Genomic DNA, 21,119 nt, shown 5'->3' with positions numbered 1-21,119 from the left:
ATGGTAAGAGAAATAAAACCGCATGGCTCCTTGCCTAGTCAGGCCCAGCTAGCTTATTTAGAGGATGAACTAGCGGCCTTTATCCATTTTGGACCTAATACCTTTTATAATCAGGAATGGGGGACAGGTCAGGAGGATCCTGTACGTTTTAACCCGACACAGTTAGACGCACGTGAATGGGTGCGTGTGCTCAAGGAAACGGGCTTTAAAAAGTTGATTTTGGTGGTCAAGCACCACGATGGCTTTGTCCTCTATCCGACAGCTCATACAGATTATTCGGTCAAGGCCAGTCCTTGGAGGAATGGAGAGGGGGATTTGCTCCTTGAAGTATCCCAAGCTGCCACAGAGTTTGATATGGATATGGGGGTTTACCTATCACCCTGGGACGCCCACAGCCCCCTCTATCATGTGGACCGAGAAGCGGACTATAATGCCTATTATCTGGCTCAGCTGAAGGAGATTTTATCAAATCCTGCCTATGGAAATGAAGGGAAATTTGCTGAGGTCTGGATGGATGGTGCCAGAGGAGAGGGCGCTCAAAAGGTCAATTATGAATTTGAAAAATGGTTTGAAACCATTCGTGACCTGCAGGGCGATTGCTTGATTTTTTCAACAGAAGGCACTAGTATCCGCTGGATTGGCAATGAACGAGGATATGCAGGTGACCCCCTATGGCAAAAGGTGAATCCTGACAAACTAGGAACAGAAGCAGAGCTGGACTATCTTCAGCATGGAGATTCTTCAGGCACTATTTTTTCAATCGGTGAGGCAGATGTCTCTATTCGACCGGGTTGGTTTTACCATGAAGAGCAGGATCCTAAGTCACTTGAGGAGTTGGTCGAAATCTATTTTCACTCAGTGGGGAGAGGAACCCCGCTCCTACTTAATATTCCGCCGAATCAAGCTGGGCTATTTGATGCAAAGGATATTGAACGTCTCTATGAATTTGCGGCCTATCGCAATGAGCTCTATAAAGAAGATTTGGCTCTGGGAGCTAAGGTATCTGGTCCTGCTCTTTCCGCAGACTTTGCCTGTCACTATTTGACAGATGGCCTTAAGACCAGCTCTTGGGCAAGCGATGCAGGCTTGCCAATCCAGTTAGAACTCGACTTAGGGTCACCTAAAACTTTTGATGTAATTGAGTTGAGAGAGGATTTGAAGCTAGGGCAACGAATTGCTGCTTTTCATGTGCAAGTAGAGATGGATGGCGTCTGGCAAGAATTTGGCACAGGCTTTACAGTTGGTTATAAGCGCCTCTTGCGAGGTTCGCTAGTAGAGGCACAGAAGGTGCGCGTGATGATTACCGAGGCGCAATCTATGCCTGTATTGACCAAGATTTCACTCTATAAAACTCCGAGATTATCACAAACAGTAGCTGTTCAGGGGTTAGCATTTGCAGAAAAAAGTCTAGCTGTGACAAAGGGAGAGACTCTTCATTTTAGGATTGAACGTAGCGAAAGTAATACTCCTTTGGAAGTTAAGATTTCGATTCAACCAGGGACAGGTGTCCATGGTGTCGCCTATCAGGACGAGATTCAAGTCCTTCAATTCCAAGCAGGGGAAAGCAAAAAAGATTTGTGCCTACCAACCCTGTATTTTGCTGCTGACAAGACCTTGGATTTCTATCTGAATCTTACTGTTGATGGACAACTGGTTGATCAACTTCAAGTACAAGTTTCATAAAATAAAAGAGCCTTTGCACGATACAAAGGTTCTTTTGTCTACTAGCTAGTGACTTGGTAACCAGCTAAGTGTAAAGGTTAGTTGTTCAGCTTTTAAAAGGTCTTGGTGTTGAATAGTTGATACTAGGTTTTTATCCAGTCGGCATTCTTTTACAAAGTTAAAATGGCTGTGGTTTTGCTCAGCATGGATATCCAACCATTTATCTTCTTTGGAAAGATAGACTCGGAGGTGGTCAAAGAGAGGGATTCCGAGGTCATAGTTTGGTTTGCCTGGACAGGTCGGATAAAATCCGAGAGCCGACCAAATGTACCAGGCTGAGAGACTGCCATTGTCTTCATCACCAGGATAGGCTTCCCAACTTGGGTGAAAGGCCTTCTGACGGAGAGTCTTGATGAGAAGGGCAGTGTAGTCAGGGTAATCGCTGTAGCGGAAGAGATAAGGAATGTGGAAGCTAGGTTGGTTAGAAATGGCGAGTTGCCCAAAAGGAGCAGTAGCCATCTCGCTCATTTCATGAATCTCGTAGCCATAGCCTGTTGTCTCAAAGAGGGGAGCCTCCTGACAGGCTTTTAAAAGATAGTTGTTAAAGGCTTCTTTTCCACCCATAAGCTGGATCAAGCCTGGGATGTCGTGGAGGACACCTAAAGTTGCTTGGATGGCTGAACATTCGGCATAGTCGCGTCCCCAATTATAAGGAGAGAAGTCAGGGCGGAAGTTTCCTTGACCATCACGCGCTCGCATGTAACCTGTTTCAGCGTCAAATAGATGGCGGTAATTTTGTGATGCAACCTTGTAGGTTTCAGCGATTTCTGTTTTCCCTAGTTTTTTGCTACAGCTAGCGATACAAAAATCGCTATAGGCATAGTCTAGGGTGTGGCTGACGCTTTCGTGGTGGTCGGTAGAGAGGTATCCCAGGTCTTGATATTGCTCTAGTCCGTGACGGCCATTGATACCGAGAGGGTCGGTCTTACTGGCTGTTTCAAGCATGGCTTGGAGGAGTTCTTCTTCTAGGTCAGGGGCCATGTCCTTGCAGGCGCTATCTGCGATAATACCGTCTAAAAGTGTACCTGGCATCATACCCCGTTCATCTGGAGCCAGCCATTTTGGAAGAAAACCAGTATCGCGGTAGTTATTGAGAAATCCTTCTAAGAAGCGGTGGTAGTGTTCCGGTATGATAAGAGCAAAGAGGGGGAAGGTGGTACGGAAGGTATCCCAGAAACCATTGTTGCTGAAGAGGACACCAGGCTTGACAGTTCCAGTAGCCAAATCTATGTGGATGGCTTGCCCTGATTCATCAACCTCATAAAAAGTCTGTGGGAAGAGGAAGAGTCTGTAAAGGCAGTGATCAAAGAAGGTTCGGTCAGCTTCTCCTGTCTCTATAATGTCAAAACGATGGAGGAGATTTTCCCAATCCGCTTGGGCATTTGCTTTACAGCTATCAAAATCTTCTTGAGGTAGATTAAGCAGAGTCTGAGAGTGAGAGATGAAAGAAGTCGCTAGCTGAATTTCAGCATGACTATCTGCCAGGTCGATTCGCCAGTCTCCACCTTCTTGGTTGATAGCAAGGATATCCGTATTCATTTGCAGGGCAGTGAACATAGTTAGTGGATTTTTGTTGGTTTCAGTTTTACCTTCTTGTCGCAGGGCAAGAGTTCGCTTATCTACTTGCTCTACTGCTAGTTCATCTGTTGCGTGAAGGTAGAGGGAGAGGGCTTTGCCTTGCTTTTGCTCCAAACGAATAGAAGCACCGTAGCAAGTCGGTGTAAGCTGGGTTTCAATCTGATAGCGCAGGGAGAAAATTTTCAGATAATGAGATTGGAAAGAGACCTTATCCATATCATAGGAAGACTGACGATGGAAGAGGCTGTCTCCACCTAGCTGGCCTGTGACAGGTGTCAGAAGGAGCCAAGAGTAGTCCCCAATCCAAGGACTGGGCTGGTGGGTTAAACGAATCCCCTGAAAAATAGGCAGATGTGGATCAAAAAACCAAGAGCCCTCCTGGTCACTGGTCTGGGGCACAAAGTAATTCATCCCAAAAGGCACGCCTGTGTATGGCAGGGTATTTCCCCGAGAAAAGGCATGCTTGCTGGCAGTTCCAAAGCGGGTATCGATGGTTTCAAGTAGTGGTTTCATAGTCTTTCCTTTAGCTGTTTTTCTACATTATATCAGAAAAAGAGAACCTTTAGAAAAGGAGTTTCAAAGATAACTATTTTGTAGAAAAATGACTATCATTTGTGTATGTATTTTCTGTCTCAAAAGCTATATACTGAAAATGAAACTTGTTTGAAAGAGGATACTGCACGATGATTTATTCAAAAGAAATTGTTAGAGAATGGCTAGATGAAGTGGCAGAGCGGGCTAAGGACCATCCAGAGTGGGTGGATGTTTTCGAGCGTTGCTACACCGACACCTTGGACAATACGGTTGAAATCCTAGAAGATGGTTCAACCTTTGTACTCACAGGAGATATTCCTGCTATGTGGCTTCGAGATTCGACAGCCCAACTCAGACCCTACCTGCATGTGGCTAAAAGAGATGCCCTCCTGCGTCAGACCATTGCAGGTTTGGTCAAGCGTCAGATGACCTTGGTACTCAAGGATCCTTATGCCAACTCCTTCAACATAGAGGAAAACTGGAAGGGGCACCACGAGACCGACCATACAGACCTTAATGGCTGGATTTGGGAACGCAAGTACGAGGTGGATTCGCTTTGCTATCCTTTGCAGTTGGCCTATCTCCTCTGGAAAGAGACTGGCGAGACTAGTCAGTTTGATGAGACTTTTGTCGCAGCGACTAAGGAAATTCTCCATCTTTGGACGGTGGAACAAGACCACAAGAACTCTCCTTATCGTTTTGTCCGAGATACGGACCGTAAGGAAGACACCTTGGTAAATGATGGATTTGGCCCTGACTTTGCAGTGACAGGCATGACCTGGTCAGCTTTTCGTCCGAGTGATGACTGCTGTCAGTATAGTTACTTGATTCCGTCAAATATGTTTGCAGTTGTTGTTTTGGGGTATGTTCAAGAAATCTTTGCAGAACTAGACCTAGCTGATAGCCAGAGTGTTATTGCTGATGCTAAGCGTCTCAAAGCGGAGATCCAAGAAGGTATCGAAAACTACGCCTACACAAGCAACAGCAAGGGCGAAAAGATTTATGCCTTTGAAGTAGACGGTTTGGGAAATGCTAGCATCATGGATGATCCAAACGTACCAAGTCTGCTGGCTGCACCTTATATTGGTTACTGTTCGGTCGATGATGAAGTGTATCAAGCAACTCGTCGTACCATTCTGAGCCCTGAAAATCCATACTTCTACCAAGGAGAATACGCTAGCGGTCTCGGAAGTTCTCATACCTTCTATCGCTATATCTGGCCAATCGCTCTGTCTATCCAAGGTTTGACAACAAGAGATAGGGCAGAGAAAAAATTCTTGCTGGACCAGCTGGTTGCTTGCGATGGTGGTACAGGTGTTATGCACGAAAGCTTCCACGTGGATGACCCAACTCTTTATTCTCGTGAATGGTTCTCTTGGGCCAACATGATGTTCTGTGAATTGGTCTTGGATTACTTGGATATCCGCTAAGGAACACGCTTAAACGCAATTGATTCTTGGAAAGAATCACAAATTTACATTTAAAACGTTAACAATAAAAATTTAAATTTAGAATGAGGTTTTACTTCATGGAAAATGTTGTCGTACATATTATCTCACATAGTCACTGGGATCGTGAGTGGTACTTGCCTTTTGAAAGCCACCGTATGCAGTTGGTGGAATTATTTGACAATCTCTTTGATCTCTTTGAAAATGACCCTGAGTTCAAGAGTTTCCACTTGGATGGACAAACTATTGTCCTTGACGACTACTTGCAAATTCGCCCTGAAAATCGTGACAAAGTTCAACGCTACATTGACGAAGGAAAATTGAAAATTGGTCCCTTTTACATCTTGCAGGATGATTATTTGATTTCAAGTGAAGCCAATGTCCGAAATACTCTTATTGGTCAGCAAGAAGCTGCCAAATGGGGCAAATCAACCCAGATTGGTTACTTCCCAGATACTTTTGGAAATATGGGACAAGCTCCTCAAATCCTTCAAAAATCAGGCATTCACGTGGCAGCCTTTGGTCGTGGTGTGAAACCGATTGGATTTGACAACCAAGTCCTCGAAGATGAGCAGTTTACTTCTCAATTTTCAGAAATGTACTGGCAGGGTGCGGACGGAAGTCGTGTCCTCGGTATCCTCTTTGCCAACTGGTATAGTAATGGGAATGAAATTCCAGTTGATAAAGACGAGGCCTTGACCTTCTGGAAACAAAAACTGGCAGACGTGCGTGACTATGCTTCGACCAACCAATGGTTGATGATGAACGGCTGTGACCATCAGCCTGTCCAGAAAAATTTGAGTGAAGCCATTCGTGTGGCAAATGAACTCTTCCCAGATGTAACCTTTGTTCATAGTTCTTTTGATGAATATGTCCAAGCTGTGGAAAGTGCCCTACCAGAGCAATTATCAACGGTTACAGGTGAGTTGACCAGTCAGGAAACAGACGGCTGGTACACACTTGCCAACACTTCTTCATCTCGTATTTATCTCAAACAAGCCTTCCAAGAAAATAGCAACCTCCTAGAGCAAGTTGTAGAACCCTTGACTATTATCACTGGGGGTCATAACCACAAGGACCAGTTGACCTATGCTTGGAAAACACTTTTGCAAAATGCGCCGCATGATAGTATCTGTGGTTGTAGCGTGGACGAAGTTCACCGTGAGATGGAGACACGTTTTGCCAAGGTCAATCAAGTCGGAAACTTTGTTAAGAGCAATCTTCTTAACGAGTGGAAGGGCAAAATCGCTACAGCTAAGGCTCAAAGTGATTATCTCTTTACTGTCATTAACACAGGCTTGCATGATAAGGTTGATACTGTCAGCACAGTGATTGATGTGGCGACTTGTGATTTCAAGGAATTGCACCCAACAGAAGGCTACAAGAAGATGGCTGCTCTTACCTTGCCAAGTTATCGTGTGGAGGACTTGGATGGTCGTCCTGTAGAGGCTAAAATCGAAGACCTTGGGGCTAATTTTGAGTACGATTTACCAAAAGACAAGTTCCGCCAAGCTCGTATCGCTCGACAAGTGCGCGTGACCATTCCAGTTCACCTGGCGCCACTTTCTTGGACAACCTTCCAATTGCTGGAAGGAGAACAAGAACACCGCGACGGTATTTATCAAAACGGAGTGATTGATACACCATTTGTAACGGTTAGTGTGGATGACAACATCACAGTCTATGACAAGACAACTCACGAAGCCTATGAAGACTTTATCCGCTTCGAAGACCGTGGTGACATCGGAAACGAGTATATCTATTTCCAACCAAAAGGAACAGAGCCAATCTATGCAGAATTAAAGGGCTACGAGGTCTTGGAAAACACAGCTCGCTATGCTAAAATCTTGCTCAAACATGAATTGACCGTGCCTGTCAGTGCCGATGAAAAACTGGAAGAAGAGCAAAAAGGCATCATCGAATTTATGAAGCGTGAGGCTGGACGGTCAGAAGAATTGACAAGCATTCCCCTTGAAACAGAGATGACTGTCTTCGTTGATAATCCACAAATCCGCTTTAAAACTCGCTTTACCAACACTGCCAAAGACCACCGTATCCGTCTCTTGGTCAAGACTCACAACACGCGTCCAAGCAATGATTCTGAAAGCATTTATGAGGTGGTGACACGACCAAACAAACCAGCTGCTTCATGGGAAAATCCTGAAAATCCTCAACACCAACAAGCCTTTGTCAGTCTGTATGACGATGAAAAAGGGGTGACTGTATCCAACAAGGGATTGAATGAATACGAAATCCTTGGAGACGACACTATTGCAGTAACTATTTTGCGTGCATCAGGTGAGTTGGGTGACTGGGGTTATTTCCCAACACCAGAAGCACAATGCTTGCGTGAGTTTGAAGTCGAGTTTGCGCTTGAATGCCACCAAGCCCAAGAACGCTTCTCAGCCTATCGTCGTGCTAAAGCCTTGCAGACACCATTTACCAGCCTTCAGCTTACTAGACAAGAAGGCGGAGTGGCTGCGACTGGTAGCCTCTTGAGCCATTCTGTTCTCAGCATACCGCAAATTTGTCCAACAGCCTTTAAGGTAGCTGAAAATGAAGAAGGCTATGTTCTTCGCTACTACAATATGTGTAGTGAAAATGTACGTGTACCGGAAAGTCAACATCTCTTCCTTGACCTACTTGAACGACCATACCCAGTTCATAGAGGCCTCATTTCACCACAAGAGATTCGTACAGAATTCATCAAAAAAGAAGAAATTTAATTTCAAAGAGTAAACATAAAAAGAAAGGAGGGGCGAAAAGGTAAGAACTAACTGCTGATTCGCCCCTTTTTATGGTAAAAACAATGACCATTGCAACGATTGATATCGGAGGAACTGGAATTAAGTTTGCCAGTCTGACTCCTGATGGGAAAATACTAGATAAGACAAGTATCTCAACGCCTGAAAACTTGGAGGATTTACTAGCTTGGTTAGACCAGCGCTTGTCAGAACAGGATTATAGCGGGATTGCTATGAGCGTTCCAGGCGCGGTCAATCAAGAGACAGGTGTGATTGATGGCTTCAGTGCGGTGCCCTACATTCACGGATTTTCTTGGTATGAGGCGCTTAGCTCTTATCAGATTCCTGTCCATCTAGAAAATGATGCCAACTGCGTTGGACTCAGTGAACTACTAGCCCAGCCAGAACTTGAAAATGCAGCCTGTGTCGTGATTGGGACAGGGATTGGCGGAGCCATGATTATCAATGGTAGACTTCATCGAGGTCGCCACGGCCTGGGTGGAGAATTTGGCTACATGACCACCCTTGCCCCTGCTGAAAAGCTCAACAACTGGTCGCAACTAGCATCAACTGGGAATATGGTGCGCTACGTGATTGAAAAATCTGGTCAGACTGATTGGGACGGTCGCAAGATTTACCAAGAGGCCGAAGCAGGAAATGTTCTTTGCCAAGAAGCCATTGAGCGCATGAACCGTAATCTGGCGCAAGGCTTGCTCAATATTCAGTATCTGATTGATCCAGATGTCATTAGCCTGGGAGGATCTATCAGTCAAAATCCAGATTTTATTCAAGGTGTCAAGAAGGCTGTTGATAACTTTGTCGAGATCTACGAAGAATACACGGTCGCACCTGTCATACAAGCCTGCACCTATCACGCAGATGCCAATCTCTACGGTGCCCTTGTCAACTGGTTACAGGAGGAAAATCAATGGTAAGATTTACAGGACTTAGTTCCAAACAAACTCAGGCAATCGACTTGCAGACAAAGCACATTTCGCTACCAGATGTAGAGGTAGCTGTCGCTCAGTCTGACCAAGCCTCTATCTCTATCAAGGGTGAGGGTGGACACTATCAATTAACTTACCGCAAACCCCACCAACTTTATCGTGCCTTGTCCCTGTTGGCAACATCCCTAGCAGAAGGTGACAAGGTAGAGATTGAGGAACAAGCAGCTTATGAAGATTTAGCTTATATGGCAGACTGTTCTCGAAATGCGGTGCTGAATGTGGTTTCTGCCAAGCAGATGATTGAGGTCTTGGCTCTCATGGGCTACTCAACCTTTGAGCTTTACATGGAAGACACCTACCAGATTGAAGGGCAGCCTTACTTTGGCTATTTTCGTGGAGCCTACTCGGCTGAGGAGTTGCAGGAAATCGAAGCCTATGCCCAGCAGTTTGACATGACCTTTGTTCCTTGCATCCAGACCTTGGCCCACTTGTCAGCCTTTGTTAAATGGGGTGTCAAAGAAGTGCAGGAGCTCCGTGATGTGGAGGACATTCTCCTTATTGGCGAAGAAAAGGTTTATGACCTGATTGATGGTATGTTTGCCACCCTGTCTAAACTGAAGACTCGCAAGGTCAATATCGGGATGGACGAAGCCCACTTGGTTGGTTTGGGACGCTACCTGATTCTAAACGGCGTTGTGGATCGTAGTCTCCTCATGTGTCAACACTTGGAGCGCGTGCTGGATATTGCTGACAAATATGGTTTCCACTGCCAGATGTGGAGCGATATGTTCTTTAAACTTATGTCAGCGGATGGCCAGTATGACCGTGATGTGGAAATTCCAGAGGAAACTCGCGTCTACCTAGACCGTCTCAAAGACCGTGTGACCTTGGTTTACTGGGACTATTATCAGGATAGCGAGGAAAAATACAATCGCAACTTCCGCAACCATCACAAGATTAGCCATGACCTTGCTTTTGCAGGTGGTGCTTGGAAGTGGATTGGTTTCACACCCAATAACCATTTCAGCCGTCTCATCGCTATTGAAGCCAATAAAGCTTGTCGTACCAATGATATCAAAGAAGTCATTGTGACGGGTTGGGGAGACAATGGTGGCGAGACAGCTCAGTTTTCTGTCCTACCAAGTTTGCAAATCTGGGCAGAACTCAGCTACCGCAATGACCTAGACCGTTTGTCTGATCATTTCAAGACTAATACAGGTCTATCAGTTGAGGATTTCATGCAGATTGACCTAGCTAATCTCTTGCCAGACCTACCAGGTAATCTCAGCGGGATCAATCCCAACCGCTATGTCTTTTATCAGGATGTTCTCTGTCCGATACTTGACCAGCACATGACACCTGAACAGGATAAACCACACTTTGCTCAGGCTGCTGAGACGCTTGCTGACATTAAAGAAAAAGCTGGCAACTATGCCTACCTCTTTGAAACTCAGGCCCAGTTGAATCAGATTTTAAGTAGCAAAGTCGATGTGGGAAGACGTATTCGTCAAGCCTATCAAGCAGATGATAAAGAAAGTCTGCAAGGAATCGCCAGACAAGAATTACCAGAACTCAGAAGACAAATTGAGCACTTCCATGCCCTCTTTAGCCACCAATGGATGAAAGAAAACAAGGTCTTTGGCTTGGACACAGTTGATATCCGTATGGGTGGACTCTTGCAACGCATCAAGCGAGCAGAAAGCCGCATCGAGGCTTATCTGGCAGGTCAGCTGGACCGTATCGATGAGCTAGAAGTGGAAATCTTACCATTTACTGACTTCTACGCAGACAAGAACTTCGCAGCCACAACAGCCAACCAGTGGCATACCATTGCGACAGCTTCGACGATTTATACAACTTAATACTCTTCGAAAATCTCTTTAAACTATGTCAGCTTCCGTCTGCAACCTCAAAACAGTGTTTTGAGCAACCTGCGGCTAGCTTCCTAGTTTGCTCTTTGATTTTCATTGAGTATAAAAACAAGAACACCTTGCCTTGAGCAGAGTGTTTCTCGTGAAACATCCCTTTCTTAAACAAGTACTCCACATAAAATAATTTGTGGAGTTTTTTCTATAATTAGTAGTTTAACCTAACCTTCAAATAGGAGTATACTAATAATGTAATCGTTATCAAAAGTCTAAAAAGGAATTTTTAGATGGATATCAAAATAAAAAAGGGAGGAAATTATGAATAAGTTTTCAAAAACCTTGAGAGACAATTGGATCTTTCTCTTGATGGTTTTGCCAGGGGCACTCTGGTTGATTCTATTCTTCTACATTCCAGTATTTGGGAACGTGGTTGCCTTTAAAGACTACCACATGACCAGTAATGGATTTATAGATAGTATCGTGAATAGTAAATGGGTCGGACTCGATAATTTCAGATTCTTGTTTAGTTCAAAAGACGCCTTTATCATCACTCGAAATACTGTCCTCTACAATCTAGGCTTTATCTTTATCGGTTTGATTGTATCAGTAGGGATTGCCATCATCCTCAGTGAACTCCGTTCTAAGAGAATGGTTAAGATCTTCCAAACTTCCATGTTGTTCCCTTACTTCTTATCTTGGGTTATCATCAGTTTCTTTACAGATGCCTTCCTAAACATTGATAAAGGGGTCTTCAACCATTTCCTAGAATCTATCGGAATGAAGGAAATTAATTTCTACGCTAACTTAGGCATCTGGCCATATCTCCTACTTTTCCTAGGTATTTGGAAAGGTTTTGGATATAGCAGTGTCATGTACTATGCGACAATCATGGGAATTGATCCAACCTACTACGAAGCAGCGACAGTGGATGGGGCCAGCAAATGGCAACGAATTCGCAATGTCACCATTCCGCAGTTGACACCGCTGGTAACCGTATTGACTATCCTTGCAGTCGGAAATATCTTCCGTGCAGACTTTGGTCTCTTCTACCAAATCCCCCACAATGCTGGTCAGCTTTATAACGTAACCAATGTCTTGGACGTATATGTATATAATGGCTTGACTCAGACAGCAGATATCGGGATGGCTTCAGCGGCAGGTCTCTATCAATCAGTAGTCGGCTTGATTCTGGTTATCCTATCAAACTTACTTGCAAGACGAGTTGATCCAAACTCAGCTTTGTTCTAGAAAGGAGGAGAATATGGCAGAAAAGAAAATTAAAAAAGAAAAAATTGATAATGTCGGCATTCACTCCTTCAGTAAGAAAGCAGATATCTTCTTTAGTACCATTTCTGGTTTGGTTGCCCTCTCTTGTATCCTACCCTTTGTATTCGTTATCGTTATTTCGGTGACAGATGAAAAGAGTATCCTCCAAAATGGATATAGCTTCTTCCCATCTCAATTTGGATTAGATGGATTTGAGTTCTTGGCACAGTTTAAGGATAAAATCCTCCAAGCCCTCTTCATCTCAGTCTTTGTAACCGTAGTTGGGACATTGACAAATGTCTTTATCACAACAACTTATGCTTACGCTATCTCACGGACAACCTTTAAGTATCGCAGATTCTTTACAATCTTCGTTCTACTTAGTATGTTGTTCAATGCTGGTTTGGTACCAGGTTATATCATGGTAACTCGTGTACTTCAGCTTGGTGACACTGTTTGGGCCTTGATTGTTCCAATGCTTCTCTCACCATTCAATATTGTTTTGATGCGTTCCTTCTTCAAGAAGACCATTCCCGAAGCTATTCTCGAATCCGCTCGTATCGATGGTGCCAGTGAGGCCCGGATCTTCTTCCAAATCTGTTTACCATTATCACTACCAGGTATCGCAACCATCACGCTCTTAACAGCACTTGGTTTCTGGAATGACTGGTTCAACGCCCTTCTTTATATCAAGAGTGACAACTTGTATCCATTGCAATATTTGCTCATGCAAATCCAGCAAAATATGGACTATATCGCAAAAGCAGTCGGCCTATCTGGTCAACTGGGAGTTGCTCTACCGAAAGAAACAGGTCGTATGGCTATGGTTGTAGTTGCAACCCTTCCAATCGCAATCTTGTATCCATTCTTCCAACGCTACTTTGTAAAAGGTTTGACTATCGGTGGCGTGAAAGAATAGTGCTTATTGAGAAAGAACATTTCTCATTTCCCAACTTCCCTTGCGTGAAGTTAAAATCATTACATTGTTTATAAGTTTAAAAATAAAAAAAGGAGTTTTTATCATGAAAAACTGGAAAAAATATGCTTTTGCATCTGCTAGCGTAGTCGCTTTGGCTGCAGGTCTTGCTGCTTGTGGGAACCTTTCAGGTAACAACAAAAAAGCTGCTGACTCAGCTTCAGGTGAAAAAACTGTTATCAAAATGTACCAAATTGGTGACAAACCAGATAACTTGGATGAATTGCTAGAAAATGCTAACAAAATCATCGGAGAAAAAGTTGGTGCCAAATTGGATATCCAATATCTTGGATGGGGTGACTATGGTAAGAAAATGTCAGTTATCACATCATCTGGTGAAAACTATGATATCGCCTTTGCAGATAACTACATTGTAAATGCTCAAAAAGGTGCTTATGCTGACTTGACAGAGTTGTATAAGAAAGAAGGGGCAGAACTTTATAAAGCACTTGACCCAGCTTACATCAAAGGTAACACTGTAAACGGTAAAATTTACTCTGTTCCAGTTGCAGCCAACGTTGCATCATCTCAAAACTTTGCCTTCAACGGAACTCTTCTTGCTAAATATGGTATCGACATTTCAGGTGTCACTTCATACGAAACACTTGAACCAGTCTTGAAACAAATCAAAGAAAAAGCTCCAGATGTAGTGCCATTTGCGGTTACTAAGAACTTCATCCCATCTGAGAACTTTGACTACCCAGTAGCAAATGGTCTTCCATTCGTTATCGACCTTGAAGGGGACACTACTAAGATCGTAAACCGTTACGATGTTCCTCGTTTCAAAGAACACTTGAAGACTCTTCACAAATTCTATGAAGCTGGATACATTCCAAAAGACGTAGCAACAAGCGATACTTCATTTGACCTTCAACAAGATACTTGGTTCGTTCGTGAAGAAACAGTAGGACCAGCTGACTACGGTAACAGTTTGCTTTCACGTGTTGCTAACAAAGATATCCAAATCAAATCATTCACTAACTTCATCAAGAAAAACCAAACAACACAAGTTGCTAACTTTGTCATCTCAAACAACTCTAAGAACAAAGAAAAATCAATGGAAGTGTTGAACCTCTTGAACACTAACCCAGAACTCTTGAATGGTCTTGTTTATGGTCCAGAAGGCAAGAACTGGGAAAAAATTGAAGGCAAAGAAAACCGTGTTCGCGTTCTTGATGGATACAAAGGAAACACTCACATGGGTGGATGGAACACTGGTAACAACTGGATCCTTTACATCAACGAAAACGTTACAGACCAACAAATCGAAGATTCTAAGAAACAATTGGCTGAAGCTAAAGAATCTCCAGCGCTTGGATTCATCTTTAACACTGACAGTGTGAAATCTGAAATCTCAGCAATCTCTAACACAATGCAACAATTCGATACAGCTATCAACACTGGTACTGTAGACCCAGATAAAGCTATTCCAGAATTGATGGAAAAATTGAAATCTGAAGGTGCTTACGAAAAAGTATTGAACGAAATGCAAAAACAATACGATGAATTCTTGAAAAACAAAAAATCATAAGATCAATTGATTTCGTGTATTCATTCCTAATTCCTAAAAATTGAATCACTGTTTTCCTCAGGCTTATCTGGGGGAGGCAGTGATTTTTTGAAACAAGAGCATATATATCTATGTTTTTTATCACTATTTAACCATTCAGGAAATCTCAAGTACCATTTAGGATTTGGAGTAAGGATTTAGGAAAATATAGCTTATATTAGAGATATCTCGAGTTTACAAAGGAGAGTTCATATGAAGAAGTATCAGCTTGTCTTCAAAATAAGTGCAGTTTTCTCTTACTTATTTTTCGTATTTGGTCTTTCTCAGCTGACGCTTATCGTCCAAAATTATTGGCAATTTTCTTCCCAGATTGGCAATTTCGTCTGGATTCAAAATCTCATGAGTTTGCTATTTAGCGGAGTCATGATTTGGATTCTGGTTAAGACAGGTCATGGTTATCTCTTTCACATTCCAAGAAAAAAATGGCTTTGGTATTCGATTTTGACAGTATTAGTGGTAGTGCTCCAGATCTCTTTTAACGTTCAGACAGCTAAACATGTTCAATCAACTGCTGAAGGTTGGGCTGTATTGATCGGTTATAGTGGGACCAACTTTGCTGAGCTAGGTATCTATATAACTTTGTTCTTTCTGACTCCACTTATGGAAGAGCTAATCTATAGAGGATTACTGCAACACGCCTTTTTTAAGCATTCGAGATTTGGCCTTGATTTGCTTCTTCCGTCAATTTTATTTGCTCTTCCTCATTTTTCAAGCCTGCCTAGTTTGTTAGATATCTTCGTCTTTGCAACATCTGGCATCATCTTTGCTAGTTTGACCCGCTATACCAAGAGTATTTATCCATCCTATGCGGTGCATGTGATTAATAATATTTTCGCGACATTACCATTTTTGCTGACTTTTTTACACAGGGTATTTGGGTGAAATATTGGTACGAGAGTTAGGAATGATAGCTTTTCAATTTAAGGAGGAAAATGAGAATGGCACCATTAAAATGGTTTGCAGGAGGAAGCGAAAGACGTTGTGAAGCCATGACTATCATAAATCATCTATTGGAAGATATAAAGGATACGCCTCAATTGACTCCCTTGAAAAATCAATTAGTGATTTATCAAAGAAGATTGAAGGACGATGGGACTTCTACTCCTTTTATATTGAGCCAAATGAATGTTGATATCTCACATGTGTTGATTGATAATAAGCTGATATTGTCAGAAAATCAATCCGAGCAGATCAAAAAATTGAGAGAATTATCAGCTATTCGCTATGGCTACTGATGAAGTGTAGGGACAGGTCGCTTTCTAAAAATTTCCAGTCAAATAAATTGCATTCGTTTTCTTAAGCAGGTATACTAGTATAGATAGATGAAAAATTCTGAAAATTTAAGAATAGAAAAGAGAACAAATCTTATGGCAAAAGATATTCGTGTCTTACTTTACTACCTTTACACTCCAATTGAAAATGCAGAGCAATTTGCTGCAGACCACTTGGCTTTCTGTAAATCAATCGGACTTAAAGGCCGTATCCTAGTCGCTGACGAGGGAATTAACGGAACAGTTTCAGGTGACTATGAAACAACTCAAAAATACATGGACTACGTTCACAGCCTCCCAGGTATGGAAGACCTCTGGTTCAAGATTGACGAGGAAAGAGAACAAGCCTTTAAGAAGATGTTTGTTCGCTACAAGAAAGAGATTGTCCACCTTGGTTTGGAAGACAACGACTTTGACAACGACATCAACCCACTTGAAACAACAGGTGCTTACTTGTCTCCAAAAGAGTTCAAAGAAGCCCTTCTTGACGAAGATACAGTTGTCCTCGACACACGTAACGATTATGAGTACGACCTAGGACACTTCCGTGGGGCTATCCGCCCAGATATCCGCAACTTCCGTGAGTTGCCACAATGGGTTCGTGATAACAAGGAAAAATTCATGGACAAGCGCGTCGTGGTTTACTGTACAGGTGGCGTTCGCTGTGAGAAATTCTCAGGCTGGATGGTCCGTGAAGGCTACAAAGATGTCGGCCAATTGCACGGAGGAATCGCAACCTACGGTAAAGACCCAGAAGTCCAAGGTGAGCTTTGGGATGGGAAAATGTACGTCTTTGACGAGCGTATTGCCGTAGATGTTAACCATGTCAACCCAACCATCGTAGGGAAAGACTGGTTTGATGGAACACCATGTGAACGTTATGTCAACTGTGGAAATCCATTCTGTAACCGTCGTATCTTGACATCAGAAGAAAATGAAGACAAATACCTTCGTGGATGTTCACACGAGTGCCGTGTTCACCCACGTAACCGCTATGTTTCAGAAAATGAATTGACACAAGCTGAAGTTGTCGAGCGCCTAGCCGCTATCGGTGAAAGCTTGGATCAAGCAGCTACTGTATAAGATTAAACAGTCCTTAGGGGCTGTTTTTCTATGCTTTTTACTCAAAAATCTAAAGTTTGTTTCTGTATCTTTCAGGAAAATAAGGTATACTATATGTAAACGATTTCAAAGGAGTCCAGTTATGACGAAAACATTTTTTATTCCAAATAAACAGAGCATTTTAGGAGAACAGGAAATTTTGACTGCCAAGTCTATCTTGACCTTGGTAGATGGCTTGGAGTCACATAGCTATGATGCAGTCTATCTCCGTCAGCCTCTCAACCGTCTCGAGTATATCGAATGTGCGATAGTGGGACAATCACAATTCCTCTTTAAGGTCAGTTATGCTGATGGTCAAAAGGCTTACCGTGTCGATCTTCCTGACCTACTAACGAAGACAGACTGGCAGATTATCAAATCATTTTTAGATGCTCTGCTTGCTTACACGGGAACTGAGATTGAAGGATTAGATGGTTTTGATTTTGAAGCTTATTTCCAAGCAAGTATTCAAGCCCATTTAGCAGACACTGCAGCTCGTTTTACGATTTGCCAAGGAATTTTTAATCCTGTTTTCTTTAGTCATGAGGATTTGAAAAGCTTTTTAGAGGAAGACGGCTTGGTACAGTTTGAAGCGCGTGTGCGTGCGGTTCAAGAGACGGATGCTTACTTTGCAAGAGTTTCCTTCTATCAGGATGGAGAAGGAAAAGTGCATGGCGTTTACAATCTGGCTCAAGGTGTCAAGACCGTTTTGCCGAGAGAACCATTTGTGCCTGCAGCCTATATTGAGCAATTGCTGGATAAGGAAGTCCAATGGGAGATTGACTTGGTTCAAATTACAGGAGATGGCTCTAAACCAGAAGACTATGAAGCCATTGCCCGCTTGGACTATGCAAAATTCCTAGAGTTGCTACCATCAGCATCTTACCACCAACTAGATGCCAATCAATTAGAAGTACAACCCATCCTAGGACAAGATTTTAAAACATTAGCACAAGAAGAGTAAAGCAGAAGCAGGTCAATCGACTTGCTTTTTGGCATAGAAAAATCCTGCCATGAAAGACAGGATTGAATTTTAAAGAAAGGCCAAGATACGAAGATAATCTCCAATCAGTGCCACTTCAGCTACAAAGAAGAGGAGGATAATAACTCCGTTCACAAGGACAGACAAGAATAATTGATAGAAGGAGTCGGTTTCACTTGATTGACTTGGTCTTGTAATGATATGGAGACTGGCAAGCAGAATGATTCCAATGCTAATCACACACAAGAGGGCTGTAAATCGCAGGCTATCAAAGAAGGCAAAGAAACTAGCAATAGCAGTGAGGAAGATTGGAATTGCCAAGAGTTGACTATATTGTTGGAGAACCTTTTCTAGCGTCCAGTCCTTTTCTTGGTAGATAAATCGTCTCACGACGAAACTACCCAAGAGGAATGAAAAGAAGAAGAGCGTTGTTGCTACTAGGATAGAGATAATCGAAAAGAGATTTAATGAAGCAAATTGTTCAGGGAAGTGATTATGCATATTTGCTATATGTCCATAGTAAGCATGTTTGATGTGGTAGATACTAAAGAAAAAGGAGGATGCAGAAAACAGAATGAGCAAGAGGAAGGCTGTATAACTGTGTGTGCTACTTGTTTCAAGACTGCTTGTAGGAGATTTGAGAGCTTCCACTAGCCAAGACCAAAAATCAAGCACTTGCTCTTTCCATTTATCCGTAGATTTTGGAGCTTGGTCGGGGATATAGGGACTTTCTAAGGATTGACTGATAAGAAGGGGCTCTTTCGTGGTTGGTTTTTGCTGCGGAAGTGCTTCTTGACTCTCTTCAGCTATAGTGACTTTTTCTGTTTCTTTAGAAAGGTCTGACTCTTCTTCAGTAGAATCTAATGCTTTCTTTTCTTCTATTTCTGTTCTTGCTTCACTGTCTTCAGGCGTTTCAATTTTCTCTTCTTGCTGGTTTTCCAGTTCGACTTCAGCTTGAGAGACTTCCTCCTCTACTTGAGTATTTTTTTCAATTGCTGTATCGAGATTAATTGTCGTTTCTTCAGTTTTATCTATCATTTCTTGTGATAAATCTTCTGATTTGTTTTCATTTGGTGATTTAACAAAATCATTACTTTCAAACCATTCTTGTTTCATGGTAGAACCTCCTTTTTAGTTAGATAAATATGCTTCCATAGTAGCAGATGTAAGCGCTTTTGTCAACGTCTGATTGGTGTGGATACTAGAGTGATATCATTATCAGCTCTAGCAATGAGTTGATCCTTGACACCAGCTTTTTCAGTTTTGTATGGGTTACTTAATTCTGTGTATTTTGATCCAGGTTTTTCTCTTGTGGCTTGTAAGATAGAACCATAGTTGCTTGAGATGTCCCAATTAATTCGTTGGCTTTCTTTTTGCGTCAGAGTGATTGAGAGATGGTCTTTAGAAGTTAATTCCACCTTGCCGTGAACTTGGATATTTTCAGCGTGGAAGTGATGTTCTGTTGACTCTAGCTGACTATCTGTAAGGTCTGTATCAAAGATATTGATAATATTTGGTGTTGTGAGTTTACTGTTTTTGATACGACTTCCTTCAATTCGGAGGAGATAGCTATTATTGGTATTGATGGTCGCATTTTCAAGACTAGCATTAGTGATACTGGTTTGACCGCGATTTGCTGAGATGTTGATCCCTTTTAGACTTCTTCCCTTTGGAACTTGGAGAATAACTTCATTAAAACGACTAGAGTAGCTACTTGCGATATGGAGAATCCCGCCAATTCCAGAAGAGAGCAATGGACTTTCAGACAGTTTCTTATCAGTGAGGCTTAGAGTTTTGTCGTTTTGATTTGTGACAAGATCATGGTTAGCAGAAATAGATGGATGATAAGAAATGTGGATTTGATCATCGAAAGAGTCTGTGATGGTGAGCGCGTGTTGGTGGAGAGTAATTTCTAGGTTTTCGACTTCCTTGCCAAAGGTTAGCTCTTCCGTACGGCTATCATAGACAGGTTCTTTGGACATGGCAAGTAGGCTCTTAATTCCGTCAGATTGGATACCTACAAAGAGCAGGATAAAGCCGATAACGGTAGTCACAACACCAAAAATGAGAAATCCTTTTGTCCATTTACGCATGCTGGTCACCTCTCTTTCCTTTTTTAAGAACAAATTGCACCAGGCGAACAATGAGTAGACCGAAGAAGCGAGCTACATAGGAAATACCTAGTAAGACTAGTGAAGAAGCACCGATAGCCAGTAAACCAGCACCAAAAATCAAGATAAAGGCTGATTTGGCTTGGGCGAGAACAGTGAAACTTTCAACTAAAAATAGGAATCCGCCGATGATACCTAGTATGGAAACCGCAAAGAAAGCTAGAATGACAGTCAAGGCTGCCACAAGGATTGCGAACAGGGACACGAGGATGGCGATTCCCAGAGGAATACCGATGGGTGCTGCAAGGAGAGCTAACAAGGCGATATGCAAAATTTGTCGGTTATTCTTTTGAGCGGGTGCCTCATTGATTTTTTTATCGAGGAGATTGGAGAGAACTTCGTGGGCCGCTTCTTTGGGAGTTCCCAAACTAGCGATGAGTTCTTCTTCTCCCTCGACTCCAGCATCGTCAAAGAGTTCTCTGAAATAGTCCATGGCTTCAATTTGGTCAGCCTGAGGCAGTTTTTTGAGATAGAGTTCTAGCTGAGTCAGGTATTCAGTTCTTGTCATGGCGGATACTCCCTTCTATGATGCCATTAATGGTGTCTGTATAGAGTGCCCATTCATCTTTTAGGGTCACGAGCTGTTCTATACCACCATTTGTCAAGGAGTAGTATTTGCGCATGCGACCTTGGAACTCTCTAGAATAGGTTGTCAGAAAGCTATTGCTTTCCAATTTTTTTAGGATAGGATAGAGTGTAGATTCTTTGATATTAGCGATCAGCTTAATGGTTTGGCTAATCTCATAACCATAAGAATCATCCTGCTCCAGTACGGCCAAGATGAGAAATTCAATCAAGGCAGAGGATGTTGGAAAGTACATGGGGAACCTCCTTTTCTAATGTGTAGGATTTTTATATATAATTTTTCTACACATACATTGTACATCTAAAAGAAAGCCCTGTCAAGAGAAATGTGTAAAATTTTTATATATAAAAAACTT

The 21,119-nt window shown here is 42.5% G+C and carries 17 protein-coding genes; 12 read left to right on the top strand and 5 right to left on the bottom strand.

Annotated features, from left to right (window positions below; genetic code table 11):
• Window positions 1-1,683 carry an alpha-L-fucosidase gene (locus tag D8837_RS00670; protein WP_125455869.1) on the top strand — a complete coding sequence of 561 codons (1,683 nt, stop codon included), beginning with the start codon at window positions 1-3 and terminating at the stop codon, window positions 1,681-1,683.
• Between the two features lie 45 nt (window positions 1,684-1,728).
• Here D8837_RS00670 and D8837_RS00665 read toward each other — a convergent pair whose 3' ends face one another.
• Window positions 1,729-3,813 carry a GH92 family glycosyl hydrolase gene (locus D8837_RS00665; RefSeq protein WP_125455868.1) on the bottom strand — a complete coding sequence of 695 codons (2,085 nt, stop codon included), beginning with the start codon at window positions 3,811-3,813 and terminating at the stop codon, window positions 1,729-1,731.
• 170 nt (window positions 3,814-3,983) lie between these two features.
• Here D8837_RS00665 and D8837_RS00660 point away from each other — a divergent pair, with 170 nt between their 5' ends.
• The 11 genes from D8837_RS00660 to D8837_RS00610 all read left to right on the top strand — a co-directional run bounded on the left by D8837_RS00660 (window position 3,984) and on the right by D8837_RS00610 (window position 17,989).
• Window positions 3,984-5,264, top strand: a complete 1,281-nt coding sequence (locus tag D8837_RS00660; protein WP_125455867.1) for a glycoside hydrolase family 125 protein — start codon at window positions 3,984-3,986, stop codon at window positions 5,262-5,264.
• 98 nt (window positions 5,265-5,362) lie between these two features.
• A complete protein-coding gene (locus tag D8837_RS00655) occupies window positions 5,363-8,008 on the top strand; it encodes an alpha-mannosidase (protein ID WP_125455866.1) in 2,646 nt (881 codons plus the stop codon).
• Window positions 8,009-8,091: 83 nt separating this feature from the next.
• Complete coding sequence (locus D8837_RS00650; protein ID WP_185755630.1) at window positions 8,092-8,961, top strand: ROK family protein; 870 nt, start codon at window positions 8,092-8,094, stop codon at window positions 8,959-8,961.
• Complete coding sequence (locus D8837_RS00645) at window positions 8,955-10,835, top strand: beta-N-acetylhexosaminidase (protein ID WP_125455864.1); 1,881 nt, start codon at window positions 8,955-8,957, stop codon at window positions 10,833-10,835. Before D8837_RS00650 ends, D8837_RS00645 begins: the two co-directional genes overlap by 7 nt.
• Window positions 10,836-11,159: 324 nt before the next feature.
• A complete protein-coding gene (locus D8837_RS00640) occupies window positions 11,160-12,089 on the top strand; it encodes an ABC transporter permease (protein ID WP_001032153.1) in 930 nt (309 codons plus the stop codon).
• A 13-nt stretch (window positions 12,090-12,102) separates the two neighbouring features.
• Entirely contained in the window at window positions 12,103-13,026 is a 924-nt protein-coding gene (locus D8837_RS00635) for a carbohydrate ABC transporter permease (protein WP_000818354.1), read from the top strand.
• Between the two features lie 103 nt (window positions 13,027-13,129).
• On the top strand, window positions 13,130-14,614 hold the full coding sequence (locus D8837_RS00630; protein ID WP_125455863.1) for an ABC transporter substrate-binding protein: 1,485 nt from the start codon (window positions 13,130-13,132) through the stop codon (window positions 14,612-14,614).
• 231 nt (window positions 14,615-14,845) lie between these two features.
• Window positions 14,846-15,535, top strand: coding sequence for a CPBP family intramembrane glutamic endopeptidase (locus D8837_RS00625; RefSeq protein WP_125455862.1), 690 nt, complete (start codon window positions 14,846-14,848; stop codon window positions 15,533-15,535).
• A gap of 56 nt (window positions 15,536-15,591) precedes the next feature.
• Entirely contained in the window at window positions 15,592-15,888 is a 297-nt protein-coding gene (locus D8837_RS00620; RefSeq protein ID WP_185755627.1) for a bacteriocin immunity protein, read from the top strand.
• Window positions 15,889-16,020: 132 nt separating this feature from the next.
• Window positions 16,021-17,007, top strand: a complete 987-nt coding sequence (locus D8837_RS00615; RefSeq protein ID WP_084950675.1) for a rhodanese-related sulfurtransferase — start codon at window positions 16,021-16,023, stop codon at window positions 17,005-17,007.
• A gap of 121 nt (window positions 17,008-17,128) precedes the next feature.
• A complete protein-coding gene (locus D8837_RS00610) occupies window positions 17,129-17,989 on the top strand; it encodes a DUF4299 family protein (RefSeq protein ID WP_125455861.1) in 861 nt (286 codons plus the stop codon).
• A gap of 69 nt (window positions 17,990-18,058) precedes the next feature.
• On the opposite strand, the gene D8837_RS00605 is transcribed toward D8837_RS00610, so the two are convergent.
• The 4 genes from D8837_RS00605 to D8837_RS00590 form a co-directional block, all read right to left on the bottom strand.
• On the bottom strand, window positions 18,059-19,123 hold the full coding sequence (locus tag D8837_RS00605) for a DUF6574 domain-containing protein (protein WP_125455860.1): 1,065 nt from the start codon (window positions 19,121-19,123) through the stop codon (window positions 18,059-18,061).
• 62 nt (window positions 19,124-19,185) lie between these two features.
• Entirely contained in the window at window positions 19,186-20,100 is a 915-nt protein-coding gene (locus D8837_RS00600; RefSeq protein ID WP_049546869.1) for a DUF4097 family beta strand repeat-containing protein, read from the bottom strand.
• Window positions 20,093-20,686, bottom strand: a complete 594-nt coding sequence (locus D8837_RS00595; RefSeq protein ID WP_024057314.1) for a DUF1700 domain-containing protein — start codon at window positions 20,684-20,686, stop codon at window positions 20,093-20,095. Before D8837_RS00595 ends, D8837_RS00600 begins: the two co-directional genes overlap by 8 nt.
• Window positions 20,673-20,999: a PadR family transcriptional regulator gene (locus D8837_RS00590; RefSeq protein ID WP_049551925.1), complete on the bottom strand. Its 327-nt coding sequence runs from the start codon at window positions 20,997-20,999 to the stop codon at window positions 20,673-20,675. Before D8837_RS00590 ends, D8837_RS00595 begins: the two co-directional genes overlap by 14 nt.
• Window positions 21,000-21,119: the final 120 nt, after the last annotated feature.

The organism is Streptococcus mitis (assembly GCF_003942965.1).
Lineage (GTDB): Bacteria > Bacillota > Bacilli > Lactobacillales > Streptococcaceae > Streptococcus > Streptococcus mitis_BH.
This window is presented reverse-complemented; position numbering and strand designations above follow the sequence as displayed.